This window comes from Symbioplanes lichenis, assembly GCF_030709675.1.
GTDB classification, from domain to species: domain Bacteria; phylum Actinomycetota; class Actinomycetes; order Mycobacteriales; family Micromonosporaceae; genus Actinoplanes; species Actinoplanes lichenis.
Window position 1 is genome coordinate 59640 of sequence record NZ_JAUZQD010000006.1, and the last position, 20795, is coordinate 80434.

20 protein-coding genes are annotated in these 20795 nt (G+C 71.6%); 12 read left to right on the forward strand and 8 right to left on the reverse strand.

Going from position 1 to position 20795, the window contains the following annotated elements; genetic code table 11:
- Positions 1 to 98: 98 nt before the first annotated feature.
- Positions 99 to 1190, forward strand: a complete 1092-nt coding sequence (locus RAN62_RS15615) for a hypothetical protein (protein WP_305785362.1) — start codon at positions 99 to 101, stop codon at positions 1188 to 1190.
- Here the strand turns inward: RAN62_RS15615 and RAN62_RS15620 are convergent.
- A complete protein-coding gene (locus RAN62_RS15620) occupies positions 1177 to 2091 on the reverse strand; it encodes an SDR family oxidoreductase (protein WP_305785363.1) in 915 nt (304 codons plus the stop codon). The two genes, RAN62_RS15615 and RAN62_RS15620, sit on opposite strands and share 14 nt — an antisense overlap.
- 80 nt (positions 2092 to 2171) lie before the next feature.
- On the opposite strand from RAN62_RS15620, the gene RAN62_RS15625 reads away from it, so the two are divergent.
- Both RAN62_RS15625 and RAN62_RS15630 read left to right on the forward strand, forming a co-directional pair.
- Positions 2172 to 2738 (forward strand): TetR/AcrR family transcriptional regulator, encoded by a 567-nt coding sequence (locus tag RAN62_RS15625; RefSeq protein ID WP_305785364.1) that lies wholly within the window; start codon positions 2172 to 2174, stop codon positions 2736 to 2738.
- A gap of 24 nt (positions 2739 to 2762) precedes the next feature.
- A complete protein-coding gene (locus RAN62_RS15630; RefSeq protein ID WP_305785365.1) occupies positions 2763 to 2954 on the forward strand; it encodes a hypothetical protein in 192 nt (63 codons plus the stop codon).
- A gap of 33 nt (positions 2955 to 2987) precedes the next feature.
- Here the strand turns inward: RAN62_RS15630 and RAN62_RS15635 are convergent, their stop codons facing one another.
- Positions 2988 to 6101: a S8 family peptidase gene (locus RAN62_RS15635; protein WP_305785366.1), complete on the reverse strand. Its 3114-nt coding sequence runs from the start codon at positions 6099 to 6101 to the stop codon at positions 2988 to 2990.
- Positions 6102 to 6305: 204 nt separating this feature from the next.
- Between RAN62_RS15635 and RAN62_RS15640 the strand changes: the two genes are divergently transcribed.
- From RAN62_RS15640 to RAN62_RS15660, 5 genes are read left to right on the forward strand one after another with little or no spacing between them, the layout of a single operon-like run.
- Positions 6306 to 7202, forward strand: coding sequence for a DMT family transporter (locus tag RAN62_RS15640; RefSeq protein ID WP_305785367.1), 897 nt, complete (start codon positions 6306 to 6308; stop codon positions 7200 to 7202).
- Between the two features lie 4 nt (positions 7203 to 7206).
- Entirely contained in the window at positions 7207 to 8211 is a 1005-nt protein-coding gene (locus RAN62_RS15645) for an SMP-30/gluconolactonase/LRE family protein (protein ID WP_305785368.1), read from the forward strand.
- A gap of 36 nt (positions 8212 to 8247) precedes the next feature.
- Positions 8248 to 8862, forward strand: a complete 615-nt coding sequence (locus RAN62_RS15650) for a TetR/AcrR family transcriptional regulator (RefSeq protein ID WP_305785369.1) — start codon at positions 8248 to 8250, stop codon at positions 8860 to 8862.
- Positions 8859 to 9518: a transcriptional repressor LexA gene (lexA, locus tag RAN62_RS15655; protein WP_305785370.1), complete on the forward strand. Its 660-nt coding sequence runs from the start codon at positions 8859 to 8861 to the stop codon at positions 9516 to 9518. The genes RAN62_RS15650 and lexA overlap by 4 nt, the downstream gene beginning before the upstream one ends.
- Positions 9519 to 9562: 44 nt before the next feature.
- Positions 9563 to 10267: a hypothetical protein gene (locus tag RAN62_RS15660; RefSeq protein WP_305785371.1), complete on the forward strand. Its 705-nt coding sequence runs from the start codon at positions 9563 to 9565 to the stop codon at positions 10265 to 10267.
- An 18-nt stretch (positions 10268 to 10285) separates the two neighbouring features.
- Here RAN62_RS15660 and RAN62_RS15665 read toward each other — a convergent pair whose 3' ends face one another.
- Together RAN62_RS15665 and RAN62_RS15670 are read right to left on the reverse strand one after the other, a co-directional pair.
- Positions 10286 to 11686: an RICIN domain-containing protein gene (locus RAN62_RS15665; protein ID WP_305785372.1), complete on the reverse strand. Its 1401-nt coding sequence runs from the start codon at positions 11684 to 11686 to the stop codon at positions 10286 to 10288.
- Positions 11683 to 13008 carry a pectinesterase family protein gene (locus RAN62_RS15670; RefSeq protein ID WP_305785373.1) on the reverse strand — a complete coding sequence of 442 codons (1326 nt, stop codon included), beginning with the start codon at positions 13006 to 13008 and terminating at the stop codon, positions 11683 to 11685. The genes RAN62_RS15665 and RAN62_RS15670 overlap by 4 nt, the downstream gene beginning before the upstream one ends.
- 199 nt (positions 13009 to 13207) lie before the next feature.
- Here RAN62_RS15670 and RAN62_RS15675 point away from each other — a divergent pair, with 199 nt between their 5' ends.
- The 3 genes from RAN62_RS15675 (at position 13208) to RAN62_RS15685 (ending at position 17313) form a co-directional block, all read left to right on the forward strand.
- A complete protein-coding gene (locus RAN62_RS15675; RefSeq protein WP_305785374.1) occupies positions 13208 to 14215 on the forward strand; it encodes a hypothetical protein in 1008 nt (335 codons plus the stop codon).
- Between the two features lie 73 nt (positions 14216 to 14288).
- Entirely contained in the window at positions 14289 to 16043 is a 1755-nt protein-coding gene (locus tag RAN62_RS15680; protein WP_305785375.1) for a hypothetical protein, read from the forward strand.
- A gap of 253 nt (positions 16044 to 16296) precedes the next feature.
- On the forward strand, positions 16297 to 17313 hold the full coding sequence (locus RAN62_RS15685; protein ID WP_305785376.1) for an alpha/beta hydrolase: 1017 nt from the start codon (positions 16297 to 16299) through the stop codon (positions 17311 to 17313).
- A 34-nt stretch (positions 17314 to 17347) separates the two neighbouring features.
- Here RAN62_RS15685 and RAN62_RS15690 read toward each other — a convergent pair whose 3' ends face one another.
- Positions 17348 to 17722 carry a hypothetical protein gene (locus RAN62_RS15690; protein WP_305785377.1) on the reverse strand — a complete coding sequence of 125 codons (375 nt, stop codon included), beginning with the start codon at positions 17720 to 17722 and terminating at the stop codon, positions 17348 to 17350.
- Between the two features lie 207 nt (positions 17723 to 17929).
- On the opposite strand from RAN62_RS15690, the gene RAN62_RS15695 reads away from it, so the two are divergent.
- A complete protein-coding gene (locus RAN62_RS15695; protein WP_305785378.1) occupies positions 17930 to 18631 on the forward strand; it encodes a GTP pyrophosphokinase in 702 nt (233 codons plus the stop codon).
- A 123-nt stretch (positions 18632 to 18754) separates the two neighbouring features.
- Here the strand turns inward: RAN62_RS15695 and RAN62_RS15700 are convergent, their stop codons facing one another.
- The 3 genes from RAN62_RS15700 to RAN62_RS15710 form a co-directional block, all read right to left on the reverse strand.
- A complete protein-coding gene (locus tag RAN62_RS15700; RefSeq protein ID WP_305785379.1) occupies positions 18755 to 19147 on the reverse strand; it encodes an MmcQ/YjbR family DNA-binding protein in 393 nt (130 codons plus the stop codon).
- A gap of 157 nt (positions 19148 to 19304) precedes the next feature.
- Positions 19305 to 19715 (reverse strand): rhodanese-like domain-containing protein, encoded by a 411-nt coding sequence (locus tag RAN62_RS15705; RefSeq protein WP_305785380.1) that lies wholly within the window; start codon positions 19713 to 19715, stop codon positions 19305 to 19307.
- A gap of 61 nt (positions 19716 to 19776) precedes the next feature.
- The gene (locus RAN62_RS15710) at positions 19777 to 20787 is read right to left on the reverse strand and encodes a helix-turn-helix transcriptional regulator (protein ID WP_305785381.1); all 1011 of its coding nucleotides are present in this window, start codon (positions 20785 to 20787) and stop codon (positions 19777 to 19779) included.
- Positions 20788 to 20795: the final 8 nt, after the last annotated feature.

A 20795-nucleotide genomic window follows, 5' to 3' on the forward strand; every position in this document is an offset into this window, starting at 1 on the left:
TCAGGAACAGCCGGACGACGCGGGACGGCATCCGCGTTTGCCATCCGTTTTGTCCGATAATGAGAGGGTTGAATCCACCCCTCCCCAGGAGCCCGTACGTGTCCGTCAGGCGCATCAGCAACGCAGCCGCCGGTTGCCTCCTCGTCCTCGCCACCACAACCGCCTGCCGCGCAGAAGACGCAGCTCCCCAGGAGGCACCGCCGGCCGCCGGCACGCCCAGCACCGGGATCGACGGCTCCGGGCTCCTGATGGCCTCGTGCGACACCGACGGGGTCCAGCTCACCCTGCTCGATCCCGGCACAGGGTCGCCCAGCGCCCGGCTCGCCGTGCCCCGGGCGATGAACTCGGACACCGCGGGCATCGTCAGCAGCGCCCTCACCTGCAAGCGCGACACTGCCGGCACTTACTCGGACGACTGGCGCTACGTCGTGGCCCAGGGGCAGGACAACTTCGGCACCAGTCACCACGTCGGCGTCATGGACCTGCGGGACGGCGGCTTCCTCGACGTGACCGCGCTGACCGAGCCGACCGGGTTCTCCGCCGTGTCCGCGTACGACCAGGAGCCCTGGCTCAACGGCACGGTGCTGTCCTGGGTGCGCAACCGCTCCGAGATATGGCGCTACGACCTCGCCTCGGGCCGGGCCGAACAGCTGCCCGGCGTGCCGGATCTGGAGCCGAAGACCAGCGACCAGGTCATCGAGTACTCCGCCGACGGCACGCACGGCGCCTCCGCCCGTTGCCCGGTCGGAGACTGCGACACCGGCGGCAACCTGTTCGTCTTCCCCGCCATGCCCCCGGACGACTCGGTGGTCCAAGCGCTGGAGCTGACCGGGCACGAGGGCACCACCGTGTCCGTCGGCCCGTGGGTCGACGACCGGCGCCTCATCCTGGGCGACGGCAGCGGCCAGGTCATCGAGATCACCGACCTGGCCGAGCACCTGAGCCCGGCCGGCTCCAACGTGGCCGCGACGGACGTCACGCCGCTGATCCCGCCGAACAACCACCTCAACTACGACGTCACCCCGGCCCCGGACGGATCGGCGGTCGCCTTCCTGTCCCGCGACGACACGGGCACCGTCACCGCCTACCAGGCCCCCACCGACGGAAGCCGCCGGCTGACGGAAGTCCCCGTGGGCGCCGCCGTGGCCGCCGGGGCCACCGGAATGCCGCGCCTGGTCAGCTGGCGTTAGCAAGGGCGGCGGCCATGGCCTCTCGATAGCCGATCGGCGGGCGGGACAGCAGCGACCGGATCGGTGACGCGTCGCCGACCAGGTCGGCGTCGGAGCCGGGGCCGACGAAGCCCGCGACCGCACCCTTGGGCATGCCGGCCGCCCGCTCCAGCACCGGCGCCAGGGCGGCGACGGCCCGGCGCGGGAGGTAGAGCTTGAGGGGCGGGCGGCGGCCCAGGTGGGCGGCGGCCTCGTCGATCATCTGGCCGACGGTGAGGATGTCGTCGGAGCCGACGTCGAAGTGCCGCCCGTGCGCGCGGGGCTCGTCCATCAGCTGCACCAGCGCGCCCGCCAGGTCGTCGACGGCGACGGTGCGGAAGCGGGTGCGGCGGCCGGCCATGATCATGGCGACGGGGGTGCGGGCGCCGCGTTCGATCATGCCGAAGCCGTCGCCGCCGTGGCCCACGATCATGCCGGGGCGCAGGACGGTGACGTCGAGGCCGCTGGCGAAGAGCATCTGCTCGGTGCGGGCCCGGCCGCGGCCCCAGCTGCTGGCGGCGTCCGGGGCGGTGCCGATCGCGGTGAGATAGAGCAAGCGGCGCACCCCGTGGCGGCGGGCGGCGTCGACCACGTTGCGCAGGCCGGCCTGCTCGACCTCCATGAAGTCGACGTCGCGCCGGGACTGCCGGGACAGCGTGTGCACCAGGAAGTGGACCGCGTGCACCGACTCCGCCGCCTGCTCCACCGCAGCCGCGTCGAGCATGTCGCCCTGGACCAGCTCGACCCGGTCACCGGCCAGGTCCCGCGCGCGCTGTGGGTCGCGGACCAGGCAGCGCACCCGGTGATCGGCCGCCAGCAGCGCCGCGACCAGCCGCCGGCCCACGAATCCGGTCGCTCCCAGCACCAGCACCGGTTGTTCCATGACAGACCCCAAACGCTTGACGACATTGCGTGTCGTCACTCTGCCTGATGACACTACATGTCGTCAACTAGACTGGGGGCATGAGCCGATGGGAGCCCGGAGCGGCGGAACGACTGCAGGCCGCGGCGCTGGAGCTGTTCGTCGAGCATGGCTTCGCGGCCGTCACGGTGCCGCAGATCACGGCCCGGGCCGGGCTGACCACGCGGACGTTCTTCCGGCACTTCGCCGACAAGCGCGAGGTGCTCTTCGCGGGCGAGGACGCCGTGCCGCCGGTCATCACGCGGTTCTTCGCCGAGGCGCCGGCCGGCCTGAGCACGATGCAGCTGATCGAGCGCGGGCTGTGCGAGGTCGTCGCGCCGCGCTTCGCGGGGATGCGCGACCAGCTCCGCGTACGCCGGGAAGTGGTCCGCTCCGACGAAGGCCTGCGCGAGCGGGAGCTGCGCAAAGGGGCGCTCGTGGCGGAGGCCGGCGCCGCGGGCTTCCGGGCGCGGGGGCTGGGCGAGCTCGAGGCGGCCGTCGCCGCGCAGCTCGCCGCCACGATCATCGGCACGGCCGTCGCCCGCTGGCTCGACGAGCCCGAGGAGCGGCCCCTGACCGACATCGTCCGGGAGACGATCGCGGCGCTGAAGGATGTGGTGCAACACTGACGCCGCGGGCAGCGTCCAAGAGGTATGGGCGACGAGCAGCACCACCTCGCGGAAGCACTGCGCACCGCGGTGCCGTTACGGCAGGCGCCGACCCGCGGCCAGCTGGAGTTCTTCGTCGCCGCCGGGCGCCGGCGGGTGCGGCGGCGCCGCGCGTGGTTCGCACTGCTGCTCGTCGCGGCGGCCCTGAGCGGCCTGGTGCTGGGGACGACGCTGTGAGGCCCCCCGCACAAGCGAGGGGCCTCACAAGCGTCAGCGCAGCGGGATCAGCTGCGCCTCGTCCTTGCTGCGGTTGTCCGGCGTGACGACCATCCAGCCCCGGGCCGGGCTCTTCGCCAGCTCGGCCTTCGAGACGGTCACCGTCGTGGTGGCCCGCCGGTTCGGGGCGACCGGGACGACGGCGCCGGTGTTGACGGCCGGCGTGAACGCGTTGAAGGACGCGGTCCCGGCGATCTCGTCGTCCTGACCGTCGATGATGCCGAACGTCGCGGCGTGATACGTGAACCGCGGGTTCGTGGCCGACAGGCACGGCGACCCCGGCTGACACAGCTGCGAGACCAGCACGGGCAAGGTCACGGTGCTGCTGTCGTACGGAGCCTCGGCGAAGAACTCCAGCGTCATGTCCTCCGTCCGCAGGTCCACCACGGCCGTCACCAGCTGCCCGGTGAGGTCACCGGTGGTCAGCAGCCCGTAGTCGACGCCGACGACGTTGTAGTCGTCCACCTTGTCGCCGTCGACGTCCACGTAGACGTCCCACTCGTTGCGGGCCGCGTTGCCGAAGCGCCCGTGGGTGTTGAGCGCGAAGGCCAGCGTCCCGTCCGGGCGGCGCTGCGCCCCGACGGCGCGCAGGTCGGCGGCGCCGGCCCCGGCGTCCTTGGCGTCGCTGAGACCCCACGCGAAGATCTCGGCCGTACCGCTGATGGCGCCCTTGACGTTGGTGAGCGTGGCCGTGGCCTTGCCCGACTTCTGCAGCGCCCGCCGGTCGAGCTGGGTGCTGACCTTCGAGACCGACTGCGGCACCAGATAGTACGGAACCCGCAGCGCGACGCCCTTGTTGCTGCCCGCCACAGGGGCGAGCTTGATCAGGCCGGCCACGTCGTGGAAGGCGCTCGCGTCCCCGGCCGTCGCCGCCGGCACCGCGAGGGTGACGGCGACCGAGACCGATTTCCGCGCCGGGACGGTGATCTTCTTGGTCGACGGCTTGACGGTGTGCGGGCTGCCGGCCGCGCGCTCGGTGCCGACGGTGAAGGTCGCGGCCTTGGCGCCGAGGTTCTTCACCGTGACGGTCTTCGTCGTGCGGTAGTTCTTGTCCAGCTCGCTGAAGCCGTAGTTGAGCGTCGCGGTTCCGCTGTCACCGAGCGCGACGACCTGCGTGTCCACCGCGCCGGGCGCCTGGATCAGGCCGGCGCCGTTGACCCGGGTGGTGTAGCCGGTGACCCGGGCCGGGTCGGACGTGTTGACCATGGCGGCCTTCAGGTCGGCCACCTTGGACCAGCCCTTGTGCGCCTGCTTGACCAGTGCGGCCTGCCCGGCGGTCATGGGCGCGGCCATCGAGGTGCCGGACATGGCGACCGGGGCGGTGCCCGTGCCGACGGCGGCGGAGAAGATGCTGACGCCCGGGGCGGTGACGTCCGGCTTGAGCCAGCTGTCACCGGTGCGCGGGCCGCCGGAGGAGAAGCTGGCCGTACCCAGGAAGTTGGGGTTGGTCAGGTTCTTGTTCGTCAGCGTGACCGTCGAGCCGTCCGCCGCCAGCCACGTGGCAGCCGAGGTGTTGGGCGTGCCGAGGAACGGGATGGTGACGTTCGCCGGGGCGCCCGTGTCGGGGTTGCTGGTGATCGGACCCTCGTAGGGCGGGTAGTTGGCGTCGTTGTTGACCTGCACGACCGCGGCGGCGCCGGCCTCCTGGCCGTAGATCGCCTTGGCCACGCGGCCGCAGGTGCCGCGGGCGACCACAGCGAGCTTGCCCTGCACGCCGGCCGCCTGGAACTCGGCGGTGCTGCAGCCGAGCCCGATGCCCCCGGCGCCGTTGCCGACCACCTTGATCGGCAGCGTCGTCCCGTCGGTGAAGGTCGCGCCGTTGGCGTTGATCGCGTCCAGCGTGGCCCCCGTGCCCAGCGCGAGCGACGCACCCGGGAAGGCGGACGTCGGGTCGCTGGCGGCGACGCTGATCGTGCTGGTCGCGGTGGAGGGGCTGCCCACCAGGTACGGGGCCGGGCCCGAGTTGCCCGCGGAGGCGACCACGATCGTGCCGTCCTTCGACGCGTTGTCGGCGGCGACCGACTCGGGCGCGTCCTTGGTGCCGAACGGCGAGCCGAGCGACATGTTGATGACGTCCATGTCGTGCTCGACGGCCCAGTCGATGGCGTCGACGGTCATGTCCGTCGAGCCCTCGCAGCCGAAGACGCGCACCGCGTACAAGTCCGCCTTCGGCGCGACGCCCGGGCCCACGAGCCACTTCCCGGAAGCGATCGTCTTGCTGTCGTACGCGCCGCTGTAGGTCTTGCCGTCCGCAGTGACGCCGTAGCCGGCCGTCGTGCCGGCGACGTGCGTGCCGTGGCCGCCGCAGTCCAGCGGGTTGCTGTCGGGGTGAGGCACGGGCTGGTAGTCCGCGCTGGCGGGGTCGGCGTTGTAGCTGTCGCCGACCAGGTCCACGCCGCCCTTCACCTTGGCCGCCTTCGGGCCGAAGAGCGCCGGGTCGGCCGCCGTCGTCTCCGCGGCGTGCGCCTTCTCGTACGCCGCCGGGGTGCCCGGCCCGCCGAAGTCCGCGTGCGTGTAGTCGATGCCGGTGTCGATGACGGCGACCTTGACGCCCTCGCCGTGCAGCTTGTCCGAGCCGCCCCACACCGCGGGAGCGCCGATCAGCGGGACGCCGTTGGTGTTGTCGGGCTCGACGGCGCGGACCGGGTGCACCGCGACCACGGCGGGCTGCGCCGCGAGCGTGTCCACCTGGCTGCGCTTGATGCGCACTTTGACGCCGTTGTAGGCGTGCTGGTACGAGCCGAGCACCGTGCCGCCGAGCTGCCGGGCCTTCTGCTCGACGGGCGCCTGCGCCTGGTCCAGGGCCGCCGCCTTCTGCTTCTTCTGCGTGCTGGTCAGCGGGGTCGCGGCGGCGACGTCGGCCACCGCGACGGGGTCGCCGCCGAGCTCCAGCAGCACGGTGACGGGCTCGTCCGCCATGCTGGGCGGCAGGTTGACGGCCTTCGAGCCGGCCGGGACGGGCGTGAAGCCGTGGCCCGCGCCCGCCGGGGCGGCCGACGCCGCGGACGGGACGGCGACCGCGCCCAGCGCGGTCAGCAGGATGCCTATGCCGGCTGCCCGGGTGAGCCGTGTACGGCTGCCCCCGGTCCGGCCCATGGTGTCGCCCACGAGGGCTGCCTCCTTGTTGTCACAGTGCCGCGCGTCCCGCGCCGGGCCGCCACTGTGGAGGCGGGCACGAACACATCGTCGGCGGCCGATCAACAAGGGATCTTGCAGCAGCCGTGTTTCCGGCACCATCCCCTACGGGCATCAATTTCCACTCCTGAACACATGCGCTTACGTGCATGACTTGTGAAAGTTAAGATCATCGCTGTGAGAGCGCGCCTGGCCGCCGAGTCGGCCGCCCAGGTCCTGCTGCTGACCGCGACCTGGCTGGTCGTCGACAGCGCGCTGCGCGGGGCGAGCAGCGGGATCGTGTCGGCTGGCCGGACGGCGTTCACGGTGATCGGGCTGCTCGTGCTGACGCGCTTCTCCCGGTCGCCGGCGGCCGGTGGCTATCGGTGGGGGCAGGTCGTGCTGCTCGCGGGGACGGGCGTCACCGCGTACACCATGCTGTCGACAGTGGCCATCGCCCAGGCCGGACCGGCGCTGCCCAGCCTGGTGCTCGCGCTGGCCCCGGCCGTGGTCCTGGCCGCCGAGAGCGTGCTGGGCCGCACCTGGCCCCCGCTCGCCACGATCGCCGGCACGGCCGTGGCGATCATCGGCGCCATCCTGTACGTGCTCCCGCGGCTGGCCGGCTCCCTCGGCGGCGGCGTGGTCCTGGGCACGGTGTGCGCGGTCGCGGCGATGCTGTCCATGGCGTGCTACGGGCTGGCGTTCGCCCGCGTGAACAGGGGTTACTCCGGACCGACGGCGCCGCGGATCCTGCCCGTCTTCGCGTGGGGCACGGTGCCGCTCGCCCTCTGGGCCGGCGGGGACGTGACGACGGGCGAGCGCGCCGGCTGGGCCGCGATCGGGCTGCTCGCCTTTCTCGGCATCGTGATCTACGTGCCGGCGTACCTGGTGCAGCACCGCATCATCCTGGCGGCCGGGGCGGCGTACTCGGCGCTGCTCGGCCTGGCCGTGCCACCCCTGGTCGGCGTGTCCTCGGCGGCGCTCGGGCTCGGGCCGTGGCCCACATCGCCGCAGGTCGTGGGCATGATCCTCACGCTGGGCGGAATGGCGCCGGTGATCCTGCGCCGCTCGCGTGGCGTGCGGATGCGAGACTGATCGGGTGGGAGCGGCGATCATCGTGAGTACGGTCGCCGCGCTCCTGCTGCCGGCGGCACCCGCCGCCCCTTCCCCGGCCACGGTCTGCACCATCGACGACGACCGGCTCGACGAGCTGTCCGGGCTGGCGGTCACCGCCGACGGTTACGTGGCGGCCAACGACGGCAGCGACCACCCCTCGCACCGGCGCATCTTCTTCCTCGACCGCGAGTGCGCGGTGGAGCGTACGGTCAAGTTCCCGGACGAGCCCACGGACACCGAGGACCTCGCCGTCGCCCCGGACGGGACCGTCTGGATCGGGGACATCGGCGACAACGGCTCGGCGCGCAAGTCGATCGGGCTGTGGCGGCTGGCGCCCGGCGCGAAGAAACCGGTCTACTGCAAGCTGTCGTACCCGGACGGGGCCCACAACGCCGAGACGCTCGTCCTCGACGGCGACGGCACCCCGATCGTGATCACCAAGGATCCGTTCGCGGGCGACCTCTACGTGCCCGCCGGCGAGCTGTGCACGGGCAGGACGACCCCGTTGCGCGCCGCCGGGTCCGTGCGGATCCCGGTCACGACCACCCCCAATCCGTACGACCTGGCGGGCCACTTCGTCCTGACCGGCGGCACGAACGCGCCCGACGGCACCAAGGTCGCGATCCGGACGTACGCCGACGCGTTCGAGTTCCCGGTCGTCAACGGGGACGTGATCGGCGCGCTGACGTCCGGGTCGCCGCGGTCCGTGGCTCTGCCGGACGAGCCGCAGGGGGAGGCGATCGCGTACAGCCGGGACGGGTCTGCCCTGCTCACCGCGTCGGAGGGGACCAGGCCGGAGGTCCTGCGCTACCCGTCGGCCCTCCGGACCACCACCCCTCCGCCCTCACCTGCTCCTGTGTCGCCTTCTCCTGCGCCGCTCTCTGGTCATGATCGTTCCCGGGGTCTTGCCGTGCCCGCCGTCGCGGCTCTCCTCGTCGCCGCGCTTGCCGCCGCGGGCGTCGTCATCGCTCGTCGTCGCCGCACCTGAGCGCCCCGCCGCATCGCCCGGCCGTAAGCTCGGGGCATGGCGTGGGACACCGAGGCGACCCGGCGGCGGCTCAAGGAGGCGGCGGTCGCCGAGTTCGCCGAGCGGGGGCCGGACGGCACGACCATGGCGCGCATCGCCGAGCGGGCCGGCATCAACAAGGAGCGCCTCTACAAGTACTTCGGCGACAAGCAGCAGCTCTTCGCCACCGTCCTGACCGAGGCGCTGGACAACCTCGCGGCGGGCGTCGCCCTGCACCCGGTCGGGCTGCACGACATCGGCGAGTTCGCGGCGCGCACCTTCGACTACCACGCCGAGCACCCGCACCTGTCGCGGCTGCTGCAGTGGGAGGGCATCCAGGCCGGGTTCATCGCCGACGAGGCAAGCCGGACGAAGCATTATCGGGAGAAGGTCGAGGCCATCCGCGAGGCCCAGCGCCAGGGCCTGATCGATCCGGACGTCGACCCCGCGTACCTGACGTTCACGCTGATCGCGCTGGCCGCCTGGTGGCACGGGCTCCCCCAGCTCGCCTTCATGCTGACCGGCGCCGACCCGGCGTCGCCCGGCGAGCGGGCCCGGCGCCGCGCGTTCGTGGCCCAGGCGGCGTCGCGACTGGCCGCCCCGCGCGCCTCCCCCCACTCTGACCTGGAATGAGTCAAGATCTGGAGATGATGCCCGAGGATCTCGACACGTCCACGCTGACCGACCGCCAGCGGAAGATCCTCACCGTCATCCGCGACTGGGCGGTCCGGTACGGCTACTCGCCGTCCACCCGCGAGCTGGGCGACGCCCTCGGCCTCTCCCCCTCGACGGTCGGCCGGCACCTGCGCGTGCTCGAGGAGTGGGGCTTCCTGCGCCGCGGCCGGACGGCGTCGCGCCCGGTGGACGTCCGCATGTTCCTGGGCACCGACGGCGACGGCGAGAAGAGCGCGCCCGACACGGTCGGCGTCCCGCTGGTCGGCACGATCGCCGCCGGCACGCCCATCCTCGCCGAGGAGACGGACGTCGAGACCCTGCACCTGCCGCGCGAGCTGGTCGGCCGGGGCACCGTCTTCTGCCTGCGCGTCCAGGGCGACTCGATGATCGACGCGGCCATCTGCGACGGCGACACCGTGGTGGTCCGCCAGCAGCAGGACGCCTACAACGGCGACATCGTGGCCGCTTTGCTCGACGACGAGGCGACCGTCAAGGTCTACCGCCGCCGCGGCGGCCACGTGCTCCTCGAGCCGCGCAACCCGGCGTACGAGCCCATCGACGGCGACCACGCGGTGATCTTGGGCAAGGTGGTCTCGGTGCTTCGGCGCATCTGAATTAGCATGGCCGGGTCCTGGATTCGGCGGCGAGACGAGGCGGCATGCGGTTCTTCGGGCTGGGGTCGCGCAAGCGGCAGGTCGAGCACGATCCCGATCGGCAGCGGGCGCTGCTCGCGGAGGCCCGGCAGCGCTTCGGCCGCCAGGCGCGCGTGCCCTTCCCCGACCAGTCGGCGGAGCTCCAGCGGCTGCTCACCGGCGACGACGGGCTCGCGGTGGCGGCGCACATCATCCACGAGGCGGCCGACACCGCCCACGCCGACCTGCGCAGTCAGGTCGCGGAGCTGCACCGGCGCACCGGGCACGCGCTGACCGTCGACCGTCGCAACTACCGTCCGTTGTGGTCGGCCGCCGGGGGTTACTTGCGCTGGTCGCTGTTCGAGCTGCCCCTGCATCCGTACGCCCAGATCGCCGCGAGCGTCGCGGTGCTCGACGCGGACGCCAAGCGGGCGGTCCGCCTGGCCGACCCGGAGCCGCTGCTCGCGCGCATGTTCGAGCTGCTCGACCTGACGATCGCCGGCTGGGAGTTCGGGCGGGTGCGCGTCGACACCGATGCCGCGTCGCTGGCCGAGGGGCTCATCTTCGCGACCCGCACCCTGCGCGACGCGATCGACCCGCCGCCGCTGCCGCCGCCGGTGCGCGAGCTGATGCGCCGCAACAACACCGTCACCGTGTACGACACCACCTCCGAACGGGTCGCCGGCGGCTTCAACCCCGGCAAGACGATGCGGGAGTGCCTGCTGGCCTGATCCCCTTCCCGTTCCCGGTCAGCTGGTGCGGGTCCATTGCTGATTGGTGCCGCTGCCGCACGTGTACTGCTGCACGTCGGCGCCGTCGGCCGTGGACGCGTTCACCACGTCGAGGCACTTGCCGCTGTGCCGGGCGCGCAGCTGGTAATAGCTTCCGGTGGCGACCCATTGCCATTGCTGATTGGTGCCGGTGCCACACGCGTACTGGATGATGTTCGCGCCGTCCGCTGTCGAACTGCCCGCAACGTCGAGGCATTTGCCACTGTGCTGGGCGACGATCTGGACGTAGCCGCCGCCGGCGTCCCGGAACTCGAAGCGCTGGTTCCCGCCGCTGTTCCAGGCGTACTGCTTGACCTCGGCATTGTCGGCCATCGACGCGCTGACCACATCCAGCACCTTGCCGCTGCCGCGGTTGGTGACGCGGTAATAGGTGGCCGGATTGCCGGTGACCGTGCCCGCGGCGGCGTCGATCGTGATGGTGGGATACCACGTCAGCGACATCGACGTGCTGCTCGGGAAGCCCATCGGCAGCCAGACGTAGCGCGAATCGTTGACCGGACCCGACCACGCCCCGGCCCACCGGTCGCCCATGTAGAGAAACGCGTTGCCCACCTGCAGCACATAGGCCGGCTGGGAGCCGAACGTGGTCGAGTCGCCGACGTTGGTCCAGCCCGACCAGGGCCCGCCGATGCTGGTGGCGGTCGCGTACCTGGCCTGGTTCGGGTTCCAGCCGGAGGTCCCCGACGTCAGCATGAAATAGACGCCGTTGCGCTTGAACAACGCCGGCGCCTCGCGGGTCGCGTTGTCCCAGAAATTGCCGACCAGCGCGGCGATCTGGAGATAGTCGGCGGTCAGGCGATAGATCTGCAGGTCCCGGTTCTCGTCGGCCGCCGAGATCATGTAGGCGGTGCCGCCCTCCTCGTACAGCGTGATGTCCCGCGACATGTGCTGATTCAAAGGCCGGAAACTGCCGTGGTACGTGTAAGCGCCGTCGATGGTCGCCGACGACGCGACCGCCGCCCGGGCCTCGCCGTAGTCGGTGCCGTTCTCCTTGTGCATCCACATGACGTACCGGCCGGTCGCCGCGTTCCAGACCACCTTCGGCCGCTCGATCTTCGCACTCGCCAGCTCGCCCGCCGAGGACGACGTCAGCACGTTGTTCCGGAACTCCCACGTCCGCAGATCGCTGGAACGGTAGACGGAAACGGCCCGGAACGTGTCATCGGCGTTCCGGTTCTCCCCGAACCAGTACCAGTAGGCGCCGGCCTTGAGCACCCCGCCCCCGTGCGCGTGGACCCCGGCGCCGGTCGTGTCCGTGAACTGCACGCCGTTCGTGATCGTGACCGGCGCCGCCTGAGCCGGGGCCGGCAGCAGCGCCACGATCAGGGCCGTCACCACGGCCGTCACAAGTGTCTTCACGGGTGCACCTTTCCTGCCGGGCGCGTCGCGTACTCCCAGAGGCGGTTGTGGGTGGGGTCGTCGAGGTCACGGCCGGGCTCGATCGGCGCGGCGAAGGGGCGGCCCGTCGTGGCGGCCGGGGCCCACGGCGCGTCGGCCACGAAGCCCGGGCCGATGCGGCTGTCGCGGAGGACGAGCTGGCCGTTCGGGCTCGTTCCGGGAACGTAGCCAGTTGTGCCCGCGCCCTGGTCCCACGCCCGGCCGAGGAAACCGGTCGGTGCGGCCTGATAGCCCGCGTCGGCCGTGATGAGCGAGCGCGTGACCAGGAACCCGAAGCGCCACTGCGGGAGTGTGCTCGGGGCGAAGATGATGCCGCCGCTGTCCTTGCGCGTGGAAACGAGGTGGAATCGGTTCCGGTCGAACACCGCGCTCGCCCGCCCGAAGACGAAGTCGGTGTCCCCCTCGAGGTAGCTGTCCCGCACCACGACCCGGGCGATCCGCGTGGCGTCCTCGGCGTTCGCGTAGAAGGTGTCCTGCCGCCCGATGAGCCGCACGCCCTCGAGCAGCGTGCGGTCGGCATCGGTCCGCACCGCGAGCGCCTGGTGCGTGCCCCGGTCCACCGTGTCGAGCAGCGTGTTGACGACGGTGAGGTTCTTGAGCTGCAGGTCGGGGGCCTGCGACCAGAGCACGGTGGCGCAGAGCCCGGCCGTCGCACTGGTGCGGGTGGCACACGACTGGAACATGGTCCAGGCCGGGTCGCCCTCGGCATAGCGCCCACCGGCATTGACCAGCGCCGCCCAGGCCGCCGGGCTGATCGTGGCGTCCACGCTGAACTCCAGTCGCACCTGCCCCGGCGCCCCGGCCCCGTAGACGGTCAGCGGCGGCGAGCCGGCCGGGATGAAAACGGTTCCAGTGTACGTACCAGGCAGCACGGCGATGGTCCGGCGAGCGGTGCCGCCCTGCTGGTAGGCGCGGTTGACCGCCTCCTGGATCGTGCGGAAACCGATTCCAGCTCCCGTCCCACCGCTGCCCGCGCCCACCCCTCCGGTCCCCGCGCCCACCACGAAGTCCGGCCGCCCGGTCCGGATCGGTCCGGGCCGCCAGGGATTCTCGACGGGCGCCGCGTACGTACCCGACCACCGCAGATAGTTCTCCGCCACATAGGGCGCCGCCTCGGCCGCCGACAACACCGGCCGCGTCACCGTCCCCGGCGGCGGCCCGGGAACCGATTCCACCGCCGACCCGGCACCGACCGCCGCCGGCACGGGTGCGGCTGCGACCGGCGCAGCCACGGACAGGGCCAGCGCGGCCGCAGCGGGGGCCGTCCAGCGTATGAGCCTCATCGTCGCTCCTCGGCGAGCCTGGTAAGCGCTTACCCGCCGCATCCTACGATCGACGAACATCAATAACAACAGGCTGTTCCTCAGCCGAAGTAGCGGCGATCCGACTGCGTAGAAACGACACACCGATCTCGTCAGAGCCGGTGACACTTCGTCCTTCCGGGGTATCCCTTCCGGCCGCAGCCCCGAGTAGCCAGGAATGATGACCGACCGCACGGGCATGCGCGACACCGGAGAGTCACGGCGCACTGCCATCCTGCTGGTGGCTCTGGCCTTCGTCTTCGTTCCGATCGCGTTCAGCGACGACTTCGTCGAGGCCGCGACCGAGGACACCTCCCTCCGCTACTCCTACCTCGTCCCGATCGACGCAGGCGGCATGATCCTGCTCTTGGGCGTGTCCCTTCTCGTCCACGGGTTCCGGTTGCGCCGAGTGTCGTACCTGTCGTGGGCGGCAGCAACGGTCCTCACCGTGGCATTGGATACTTTCCTCGTCCTCGGACCACACTCCCCGGCCATCGACATCTCTCTGGCATCCTCTTACATCGTCGCGCAGGCACTGGCGCTGAGCGCCGTGGTGCAAGCGAGCCCGGCTCTGTACTGCTCAGGACGGCGCCGCTCAGCCCAGCGTCCCGAATGGCGGCGACTCCGCGGCGGGCTACCTATTCTCGCCGGTACCTTCGCCGCTTATCTCGGTGGTGTCTATTGGGACTGGGGGCTGAGTCAGGGGGCGGTTCGGAGCTGGGAGGACGCCACCAGGGAATACGCCAAGGTGCTCGGACGGCTCACGGGCGGCGACATCAGCACCGTACCGATCGATGCCGAGGTCTTGGGCGTCATCGGCTCGATGTGCGGCGGAGCGATCTCCCAGGAGTACTTCGCGCAGGTCAGCCAGATTATTCCATTGCTCCTCATCGCTCTCGGAGTCGACGCGAAGTTCTTCCAGCGGGCGAAGGATCCCACGGAGCGCGCGATGACGATCGTGGCCGTCGTGGCCCTCTGTGTCGCGGAGGCCATAGCGATTTCCGCGCTACCCACCCCGAACGACCAATGCGACGGCGTGCTGTCCGAGTGGCACGAATACGCCGCCTTCGGGCTCACCATCGCGGCCTGCGTCATTGCACTCGCCACTCTCGGCTGGGCACTGCTGGTGCGGGATGACGCTCCTCGCCGCCGCGCCGGCGACGTACACCGCGGGCGCCCGCGCGAATAGGGGTATGGGGCACGGTCGGCCGCTCGGAGCGGCCCGATAGCCTCGCGGTGCGCACACGAGAGGACCCCGCACCTTGAGCCACACCGACGACCTCGCCCTTCTGCGTGCGTACGAGCCGGCCATTCGTTACACCGACGGCGAGTTCTTCTTTCCGGTGTCGGCCGAGCGTTACGTCGCGTGTGCGAGCCTGTGGCGCGACGAGCCGGGCGGGCCGTCCGCCGAGGTTGTCGCCGCGCAGGAGCTCGATCTGGCCGCGCTCGCCAAGGCGGGCGGCGCCGAGCACGGCCTGCACCATTCGCTGTCGGCCGTCGCGCGCAGCGAGGGCCCGGCACTCATTCCCCTGCGGGAGCGCCCGCCGCACCTGCACGGCGCCAGCCGGTTGGCTTCGGTCGGGCTGACGGCGCGGTTTGTGGACACGCTCAACCGGGCGTCATTGATCGTGCGGGGCAGCGTACCCGGCGGCAGCGCGGCACGGTCTTTCCTGATGCAACGGGACCATCTGGCGCCGGAGCGGCCGACGTATCACGGGCGGGTGCTGCGGGACAGCCCGTGGATCGTCCTGCAGTACTGGTTCTTCTACAGTTTCAACAATTGGCGCTCGGCCTTCGGCGGGGTCAACGAGCACGAGGGCGACTGGGAGCAGGTGACCGTCTATCTCGACGGGACCGGCGTGCGCGACGAGACGGGGCTGCCGCCGGCGCGCTGGGTCGTCTACTCCGCGCACGACGAGACCGGCGACGATCTGCGGCGGCGCTGGGACGACCCGGATCTGACGCTGGTCGGCGGGCGGCACCCCGTGGTGTTCGCGGGGGCGGGTTCCCACTCCGGCGCCTATCTTCCGGGCGACTACCTGATCACCGTACGCCCCCAGCGCCTCAGTGGTCTCGTGACCGTTCTGCGTACGCCCGCCCGCTGGCTCGCCCCCTGGTCGGCGCACGAGGCGGAGGGGCTCGGCATCCCGTACGTCGACTACGCCCGCGGTGACGGCCGCACGATCGGCCCGGGGCAGCCGGAGGGGTGGGACGCCGTCGTGATCGGTGACGACACCGCCTGGGTCCGCGACTACCGTGGCTTGTGGGGCCACGACACCCGCGACCGGCTCGGCGGCGAGCGCGGTCCCGCCGGTCCTCGTTACGAGCGCGACGGCACCGTACGCAAGTCGTGGGCCGACCCGGTCAGCTGGGCCGGCCTCGCGAAGGTCGCCCCCAACCCGGCCGCCGCCAAGGCCCTGATCGCCGTCCGGGCCGACCGCGCCGCCGCCCGCCTCGCCGAGCTCGACACCGAGATCGACGCCCTCGCCGACGATCTGCGCGTCACCGCGGCGGGCCTCGCGTCGTCGGCCCCGGAAGTACGCGCCCTGGCCGGCCGCGAGCAGCACCTGCTCCAACTCCGGATGGAACGGACCCGCCTCGCCGACGAGCAACTGCGTCTCGCCGAAGCACCCGAGCCGGAGCACCCGCACGCCCATCTGCTGCACCGCCGCGTACCCCTGCAGCAGTCCACCGGTCTCCGCGGCCGCCTCATCTCGTGGTGGTCGGTCATCAGCACCCCGCTGATCCTGTGGGCGATCGGCGCGGCGTTCTCCCCGTTCAACCACAAGCTGTCGCCGGCTGACGTCGCCGGCATCTGGCTCGTCCTGCTGCTGACGGTCGAGGGCCTGATCCGCGGCAAGCTCGTCGCGGTCGCCCTCCGCCTGGCCGCGGCCGCCGCCCTGGTCGCCATCCTGATCCTCCTCTGGTTCACCGGCCGCTACGTCTTCACGGTCGGCTTCTTCGCCGCCGCCCTCCTCGTCCTGATCGTCAACCTCCGCGAAGCCCTGCGCCGCTGACCCGACGCGCCGCGATCGCCAACCTCCGAAAAACCGTGCGCGGTCGAGAGAACGAACTGCGAAACGCGGTGCCGCGGAAAGAGCTCGGCGAAGCCCTGCGGCGCCGGCCACGACGCGCCCTCACCGTCGAGCTGGGCGAAGCTCAGCCCTTGAGCACGGCGCCCTCCGAAGCGGCGCGAGACGAGGCGACGCGTGGCGAGGAAGGCGACGCGAGAGGGGGCGGGACGAGGCGCGGGTGGATACCGTGGCGACCATGACTTGGGAGCTTGCGGGACAGCTGCACGAGGCGACGATCGAATCGGAACTGCTGCGGGGCAATCCGCTCGGCGACCCCCATGTGCGGCCGCTGTGGGTCTACACCCCGCCCGGGTACGACGAATCCGACGAGCGTTGTCCCGCGATCTACGTGATCCAGGGCTACTCCGGCGAGCTGGCGATGTGGGGCAACAAGACGCCTTTCCGCACGCCGTTCCCCGCGACCGCGGACCAGGTGTTCGCCGAGGGGCGGGCGCCGGGGTGCATCGTCGTCTACGTGGACGCGTTCACCGCGTACGGCGGCTCGCAATTCGTGGACTCGCCGGGCACGGGGGCCTATCACTCGTACCTCTGCAATGAGGTTGTCCCCTGGGTGGACGCGCGTTTCCGCACCATTCCGGCGGCGGCCTCGCGGGCGATCTCCGGGAAGTCGTCCGGTGGTTTCGGGGCGATGATCACGCCGATGCTGCGCCCGGATCTGTTCGGCGCGCTCGCCACTCACGCCGGCGACGCCCTGTACGAGTACTGCTATCTCCACGAGTTCGCCAAGGCGGCCCGGGCGTTGCGCGAGTACGACCACGACATTCTCGCGTGGTGGAAGCAGTTCCGGGAGCGTGTGGCGTTCACCGAGGACAACGACATGCTGCTGTTGCTCATTCTCGGCTGCACGGCGGCGTTCTCGCCCGGCGCGGACGGCACGCCGCAACTGCCGTTCGACCCGCGCTCGGGCCGGCTGATCCCTTCGCTGTGGGAGCGCTGGCTCGACTGGGATCCCGTACGCATGGTCGAGCGCCACGCCGACGCACTGCGCAACCTGTCCGCGGTGTGGATCGACGCCGGCACGCGCGACGAATGGTTCCTCGACCTGGGCGCCCAAGCGTTCCGCGACGAGCTGGCCCGCATCGGGCTGCCCGACGAGCGCGTCCACTTCGAGCTCTTCAAGGCGGGCCACGGCGGCATCGACTACCGCTACCCCCTGGCCGTCGAATGGCTGGCCCACCGCCTGGCCCGCTGAAGCTGGCACGCCGCCCGGCCGCGCCACGAACCCGTCAGATGTCGAGCGACGCCTCGATGCGGCGCAGCTGGTGGCGCGCCAGGCCCAGGTTCGCCCGGCTCTTCACCAGGGCCACGTAGAGGAACAGGGAGTCGCCACCGCGGGTCGAGCGCAGCGGCCGCAGCAGGTGGTACTCGGTGCTCAGCGTCATGAGGATGTCCTCGATGCCGTCCTCGAGGCCGATCATCTCCAGCGTCCGGAGCTTCGCGCGGACGACGTCGGTGTTGCCCGCCGCGGCGACGGTCATGTCGCGGTCCGGGCCGCCGCCGGCGATGCCGAGCGTGAGGCCGCTGCTCACGTCGACCAGGGCGACGCCGATCGCGCCGTCGATGGTCATCGCGTCGCGCAGGGCGGTGTCGATGTCAGCCATGGTGGTCCTCCCCCGTCTGTTGCAAGATCAGGACCATAGCAGGCCGAAAATGCATCCTTTGATCGAGGTGAGAGAATAACCGCAGCTCACGACCCGTGGTCATGGGGCGCTTACGGGGAGGCGGCACGGCGGGGTGCACCATGCGCATACGGTATGGCGGGGACTGCGCCGTCCCGACACCGACGAACGATCCTGGAGACACGCACCGTGACGACCGAGGACCCCGGGGCCGAGCGGCCCGGGACCGGCGACCGGCAGCTCGCCCGGCAGTTCACCCCGCAGGAGACCCGCGCGTTCCTCTACCCGGGCGACGATCTGACGCACTTCATGATGGTCTACAAGTTCGGGCTGGCCGAGATCCAGACGAAGATCACGATCCTGGCGGAGGAGCTCGCCCACAAGGGCCGGGGCAACCCCATCGAGCACGTCAGCCCCCGGCTCAAGACGGCGTCCAGCATCGCGGCCAAGGCGCAGCGCATCGGCTGCCCGCTGACCTACGACGACGTCCGGTCCCGGATCCGCGACATCGCCGGCATCCGGATCGTGTGCAGCTTCGTCTCCGACGTCTACACGGTCGCCGACATGCTGACCCGCCAGCCGGACATCAACCTGGTCGTCACCAAGGACTACATCGCCGAGCCCAAGCCCAACGGCTACCGCAGCCTGCACCTGATCGTCGAGATCCCGGTCTTCCTCTCCGACCGCGTCGTCGCGGTGCCGGTCGAGGTGCAGCTGCGCACGGTGGCCATGGACTTCTGGGCCAGCCTCGAACACAAGATCTACTACAAGTACGACCCCGACATCCCCGCCGCCCTCCGCGAGGAGCTGGCCGAAGCCGCCGAGGACGCCGCCCGCCTCGACAAACGCATGGAGCGCCTGCACGCCGAAATCCACGGCCCCCGACGCTGAAGCGGCCCGCGCTGAAGCGGCCCAGCACCGCGGCGGCCCAGCGCTGAAACGGCCCAGCACCGCGGCGGCCCAGCGCTGAAACGGCCCAGCACCGCGGCGGCCCAGCGCTGAAGCGGCCCGGCGCTAAGCCTTGTCCAACCTGGCCACTCGCCGCGGCCCGGCCGTGCGGCGGTAACTCGCGTCGAGCAACTCGCCGATCTCACCCCAGTCGGTGCCGTCGCTCAGGTCGACCCCGATCCACCCCGCATGCCCCACGTACGCGGGCACGAAGCACCGCCCCTCCTCCAGCAGCGCCGCCCGCTCGTCCTCGCCGGGCAGCACGAGCAGCGCGCAATCGTGCCGCTCCAACCCGTCCGGCGTCTTGCGCGAGCCGCCGTAGTGCGCGAACACCTTCGTGGTGTAGAACGACGGCCGCCCGTGCGAGATCTTCTCGGCCGCGTCGGGGAACGCCAGCGCGAGCTCCCGCACCCGGCCCAGCAACGGATCGGCGTCGTCGAACATCACCGGGTGGCCCATGCGGGAATCCTACGGCGCGTCTGGCGGATCACGGCGTCGCCGAGGCGAGGCCCAGGTTTCGCGTGGTCCGATACCGGGGTTGTATCGGGCCGCCCGCACCGCGCAGCGAGGCGGAAGCTGGGTCCGCCGCAGGCCGTCGTGATCCGCCAGACGTGCCCTAACGGCGGATGTCGGCCGGTTCGTGGCTGACGGGCAGCCCGGCGGCGAGCCACGCCTCCACGCCGCCGATCATGTCGGTGGCCGCGTGCAGCCCGACCGCTTGCAGGCTGGCCGCGGCGAGGCTCGAGCTGTAGCCCTGGCGGCACACCACGATGACCTGCCGGTCGTACCCGGTCGCCTCGGGAATCCGGTTCGGCGAGGCCGGGTCGAGCCGCCACTCCAGGACCGTCCGGTCGATGACGAGCGCCCCCGGCAGCTCCCCCTGCTCACCGCGCTGCACGTCGGTGCGCGTGTCGACGAGCAGCGCCCCGGCCCGGACAGCCGCCGCGACCTCGTGCGGGCCGAGCCGCCGCAGGCCCTCGCGGGCCCGGCCCAGAACGTCGTCGACCCCGCGCGTCTCCATGATCATGACGCCATGATCGCACGGCGGTGGATGGGGAAACGGTTGTGCCATCTACGGCCGGGAAACACTATTCGGGGGAGAGGGCGGCACAGCGGGCCAGCCGCGCGGCCAGCTCGCGGACATGGTCACGCAACTCGTCCGGCCGCTCCACCGTGAACGGCAGGTCGAGCCCGGCGAGCACGGCCGGCACCCAGTCGAGCCGCTCGGCCCGCAGCTGCACGCGGGTCCGGCCCTCGCCCGCCTCGGACGCGGTGGCCACGCTCCCCGGCAACCGCCGCCGGACCACCTCCACCGGCCCGTCGACCAGGACCGACACCTCGTGGCGGTAGCTCGCCCCGGACGTCACCTGCTCGATCGCGGAGAAGCCGTCCGGCACCGAGAAGCTGCCAGCGACCGCCGACGCCGAGGACACCCGGTCCAGCCGGAACGTGCGTACCTCGCCGCTGGCCGAGTCGGCGCCGGTCACGTACCAATGGCGGTTGTGCGCGACGATCCCGTACGGATGCAGCGTGCGCACCCGCCCGTTGTACTGCATCTCCACGGGCTGCCGGTCGCGCGCCGCCGCGGCGAAGGTGAGCAGCAGCGCGGGCGCCCCGGCCGGAGGCGCCGTGAACTCCATGGCCGCGAGCAGCCCCTCGAGCCGACCGGCGAGCGCCCGCGGCAGCACCCGACGCACCTTCGCCGCCGCCGAAGCAGCCGCCGGCAAAGAAGCCGAAGCAGCCGCGGGCAAAGGTGCCGAAGCAGCCGCCGGCGAAGGAGACGAATCAGCCGCCGGCGAAGGAGACGAATCAGCCGCCGGCGAAGAAAGAAAAGGCGGCGCGAGGCTGACCAGCACGGCCAGCGCCTCCTCGTCGGTCAGCATCAGCGGCGGCATCCGGAACCCCGGCGCCAGCCGATACCCGCCGTACCGCCCGCGTACCGACTCGACCGGCACCTCCAGATCGATCAGGTGCGCGATATAGCGGCGCAGGGTCCGCTCGTCGACGCCCACCCGCGCCGCCAGGTCAGCCGCGGTCCGCGTGCCCCCGGACTGCAGAACCTCCAGCACGGTCAGCACGCGCGCCGTCGGACGAGTCACTACCCCAC

Bases quoted from the DNA above. Each gene is read 5' to 3' on its own strand.
- RAN62_RS15650 (WP_305785369.1), top strand. From the start codon at position 8,248: ATGGCGTGGGACACCGAGGCGACCCGGCGGCGGCTCAAGGAGGCGGCG.
- RAN62_RS15670 (WP_305785373.1), bottom strand. From the start codon at position 13,008: ATGAGGCTCATACGCTGGACGGCCCCCGCTGCGGCCGCGCTGGCCCTG.
- RAN62_RS15690 (WP_305785377.1), bottom strand. From the start codon at position 17,722: ATGGCTGACATCGACACCGCCCTGCGCGACGCGATGACCATCGACGGC.
- RAN62_RS15705 (WP_305785380.1), bottom strand. From the start codon at position 19,715: ATGATCATGGAGACGCGCGGGGTCGACGACGTTCTGGGCCGGGCCCGC.
- RAN62_RS15685 (WP_305785376.1), top strand. From the start codon at position 16,297: ATGACTTGGGAGCTTGCGGGACAGCTGCACGAGGCGACGATCGAATCG.
- RAN62_RS15625 (WP_305785364.1), top strand. From the start codon at position 2,172: ATGAGCCGATGGGAGCCCGGAGCGGCGGAACGACTGCAGGCCGCGGCG.
- RAN62_RS15660 (WP_305785371.1), top strand. From the start codon at position 9,563: ATGCGGTTCTTCGGGCTGGGGTCGCGCAAGCGGCAGGTCGAGCACGAT.
- RAN62_RS15620 (WP_305785363.1), bottom strand. From the start codon at position 2,091: ATGGAACAACCGGTGCTGGTGCTGGGAGCGACCGGATTCGTGGGCCGG.
- lexA (WP_305785370.1), top strand. From the start codon at position 8,859: ATGAGTCAAGATCTGGAGATGATGCCCGAGGATCTCGACACGTCCACG.
- RAN62_RS15700 (WP_305785379.1), bottom strand. From the start codon at position 19,147: ATGGGCCACCCGGTGATGTTCGACGACGCCGATCCGTTGCTGGGCCGG.
- RAN62_RS15675 (WP_305785374.1), top strand. From the start codon at position 13,208: ATGACCGACCGCACGGGCATGCGCGACACCGGAGAGTCACGGCGCACT.
- RAN62_RS15630 (WP_305785365.1), top strand. From the start codon at position 2,763: ATGGGCGACGAGCAGCACCACCTCGCGGAAGCACTGCGCACCGCGGTG.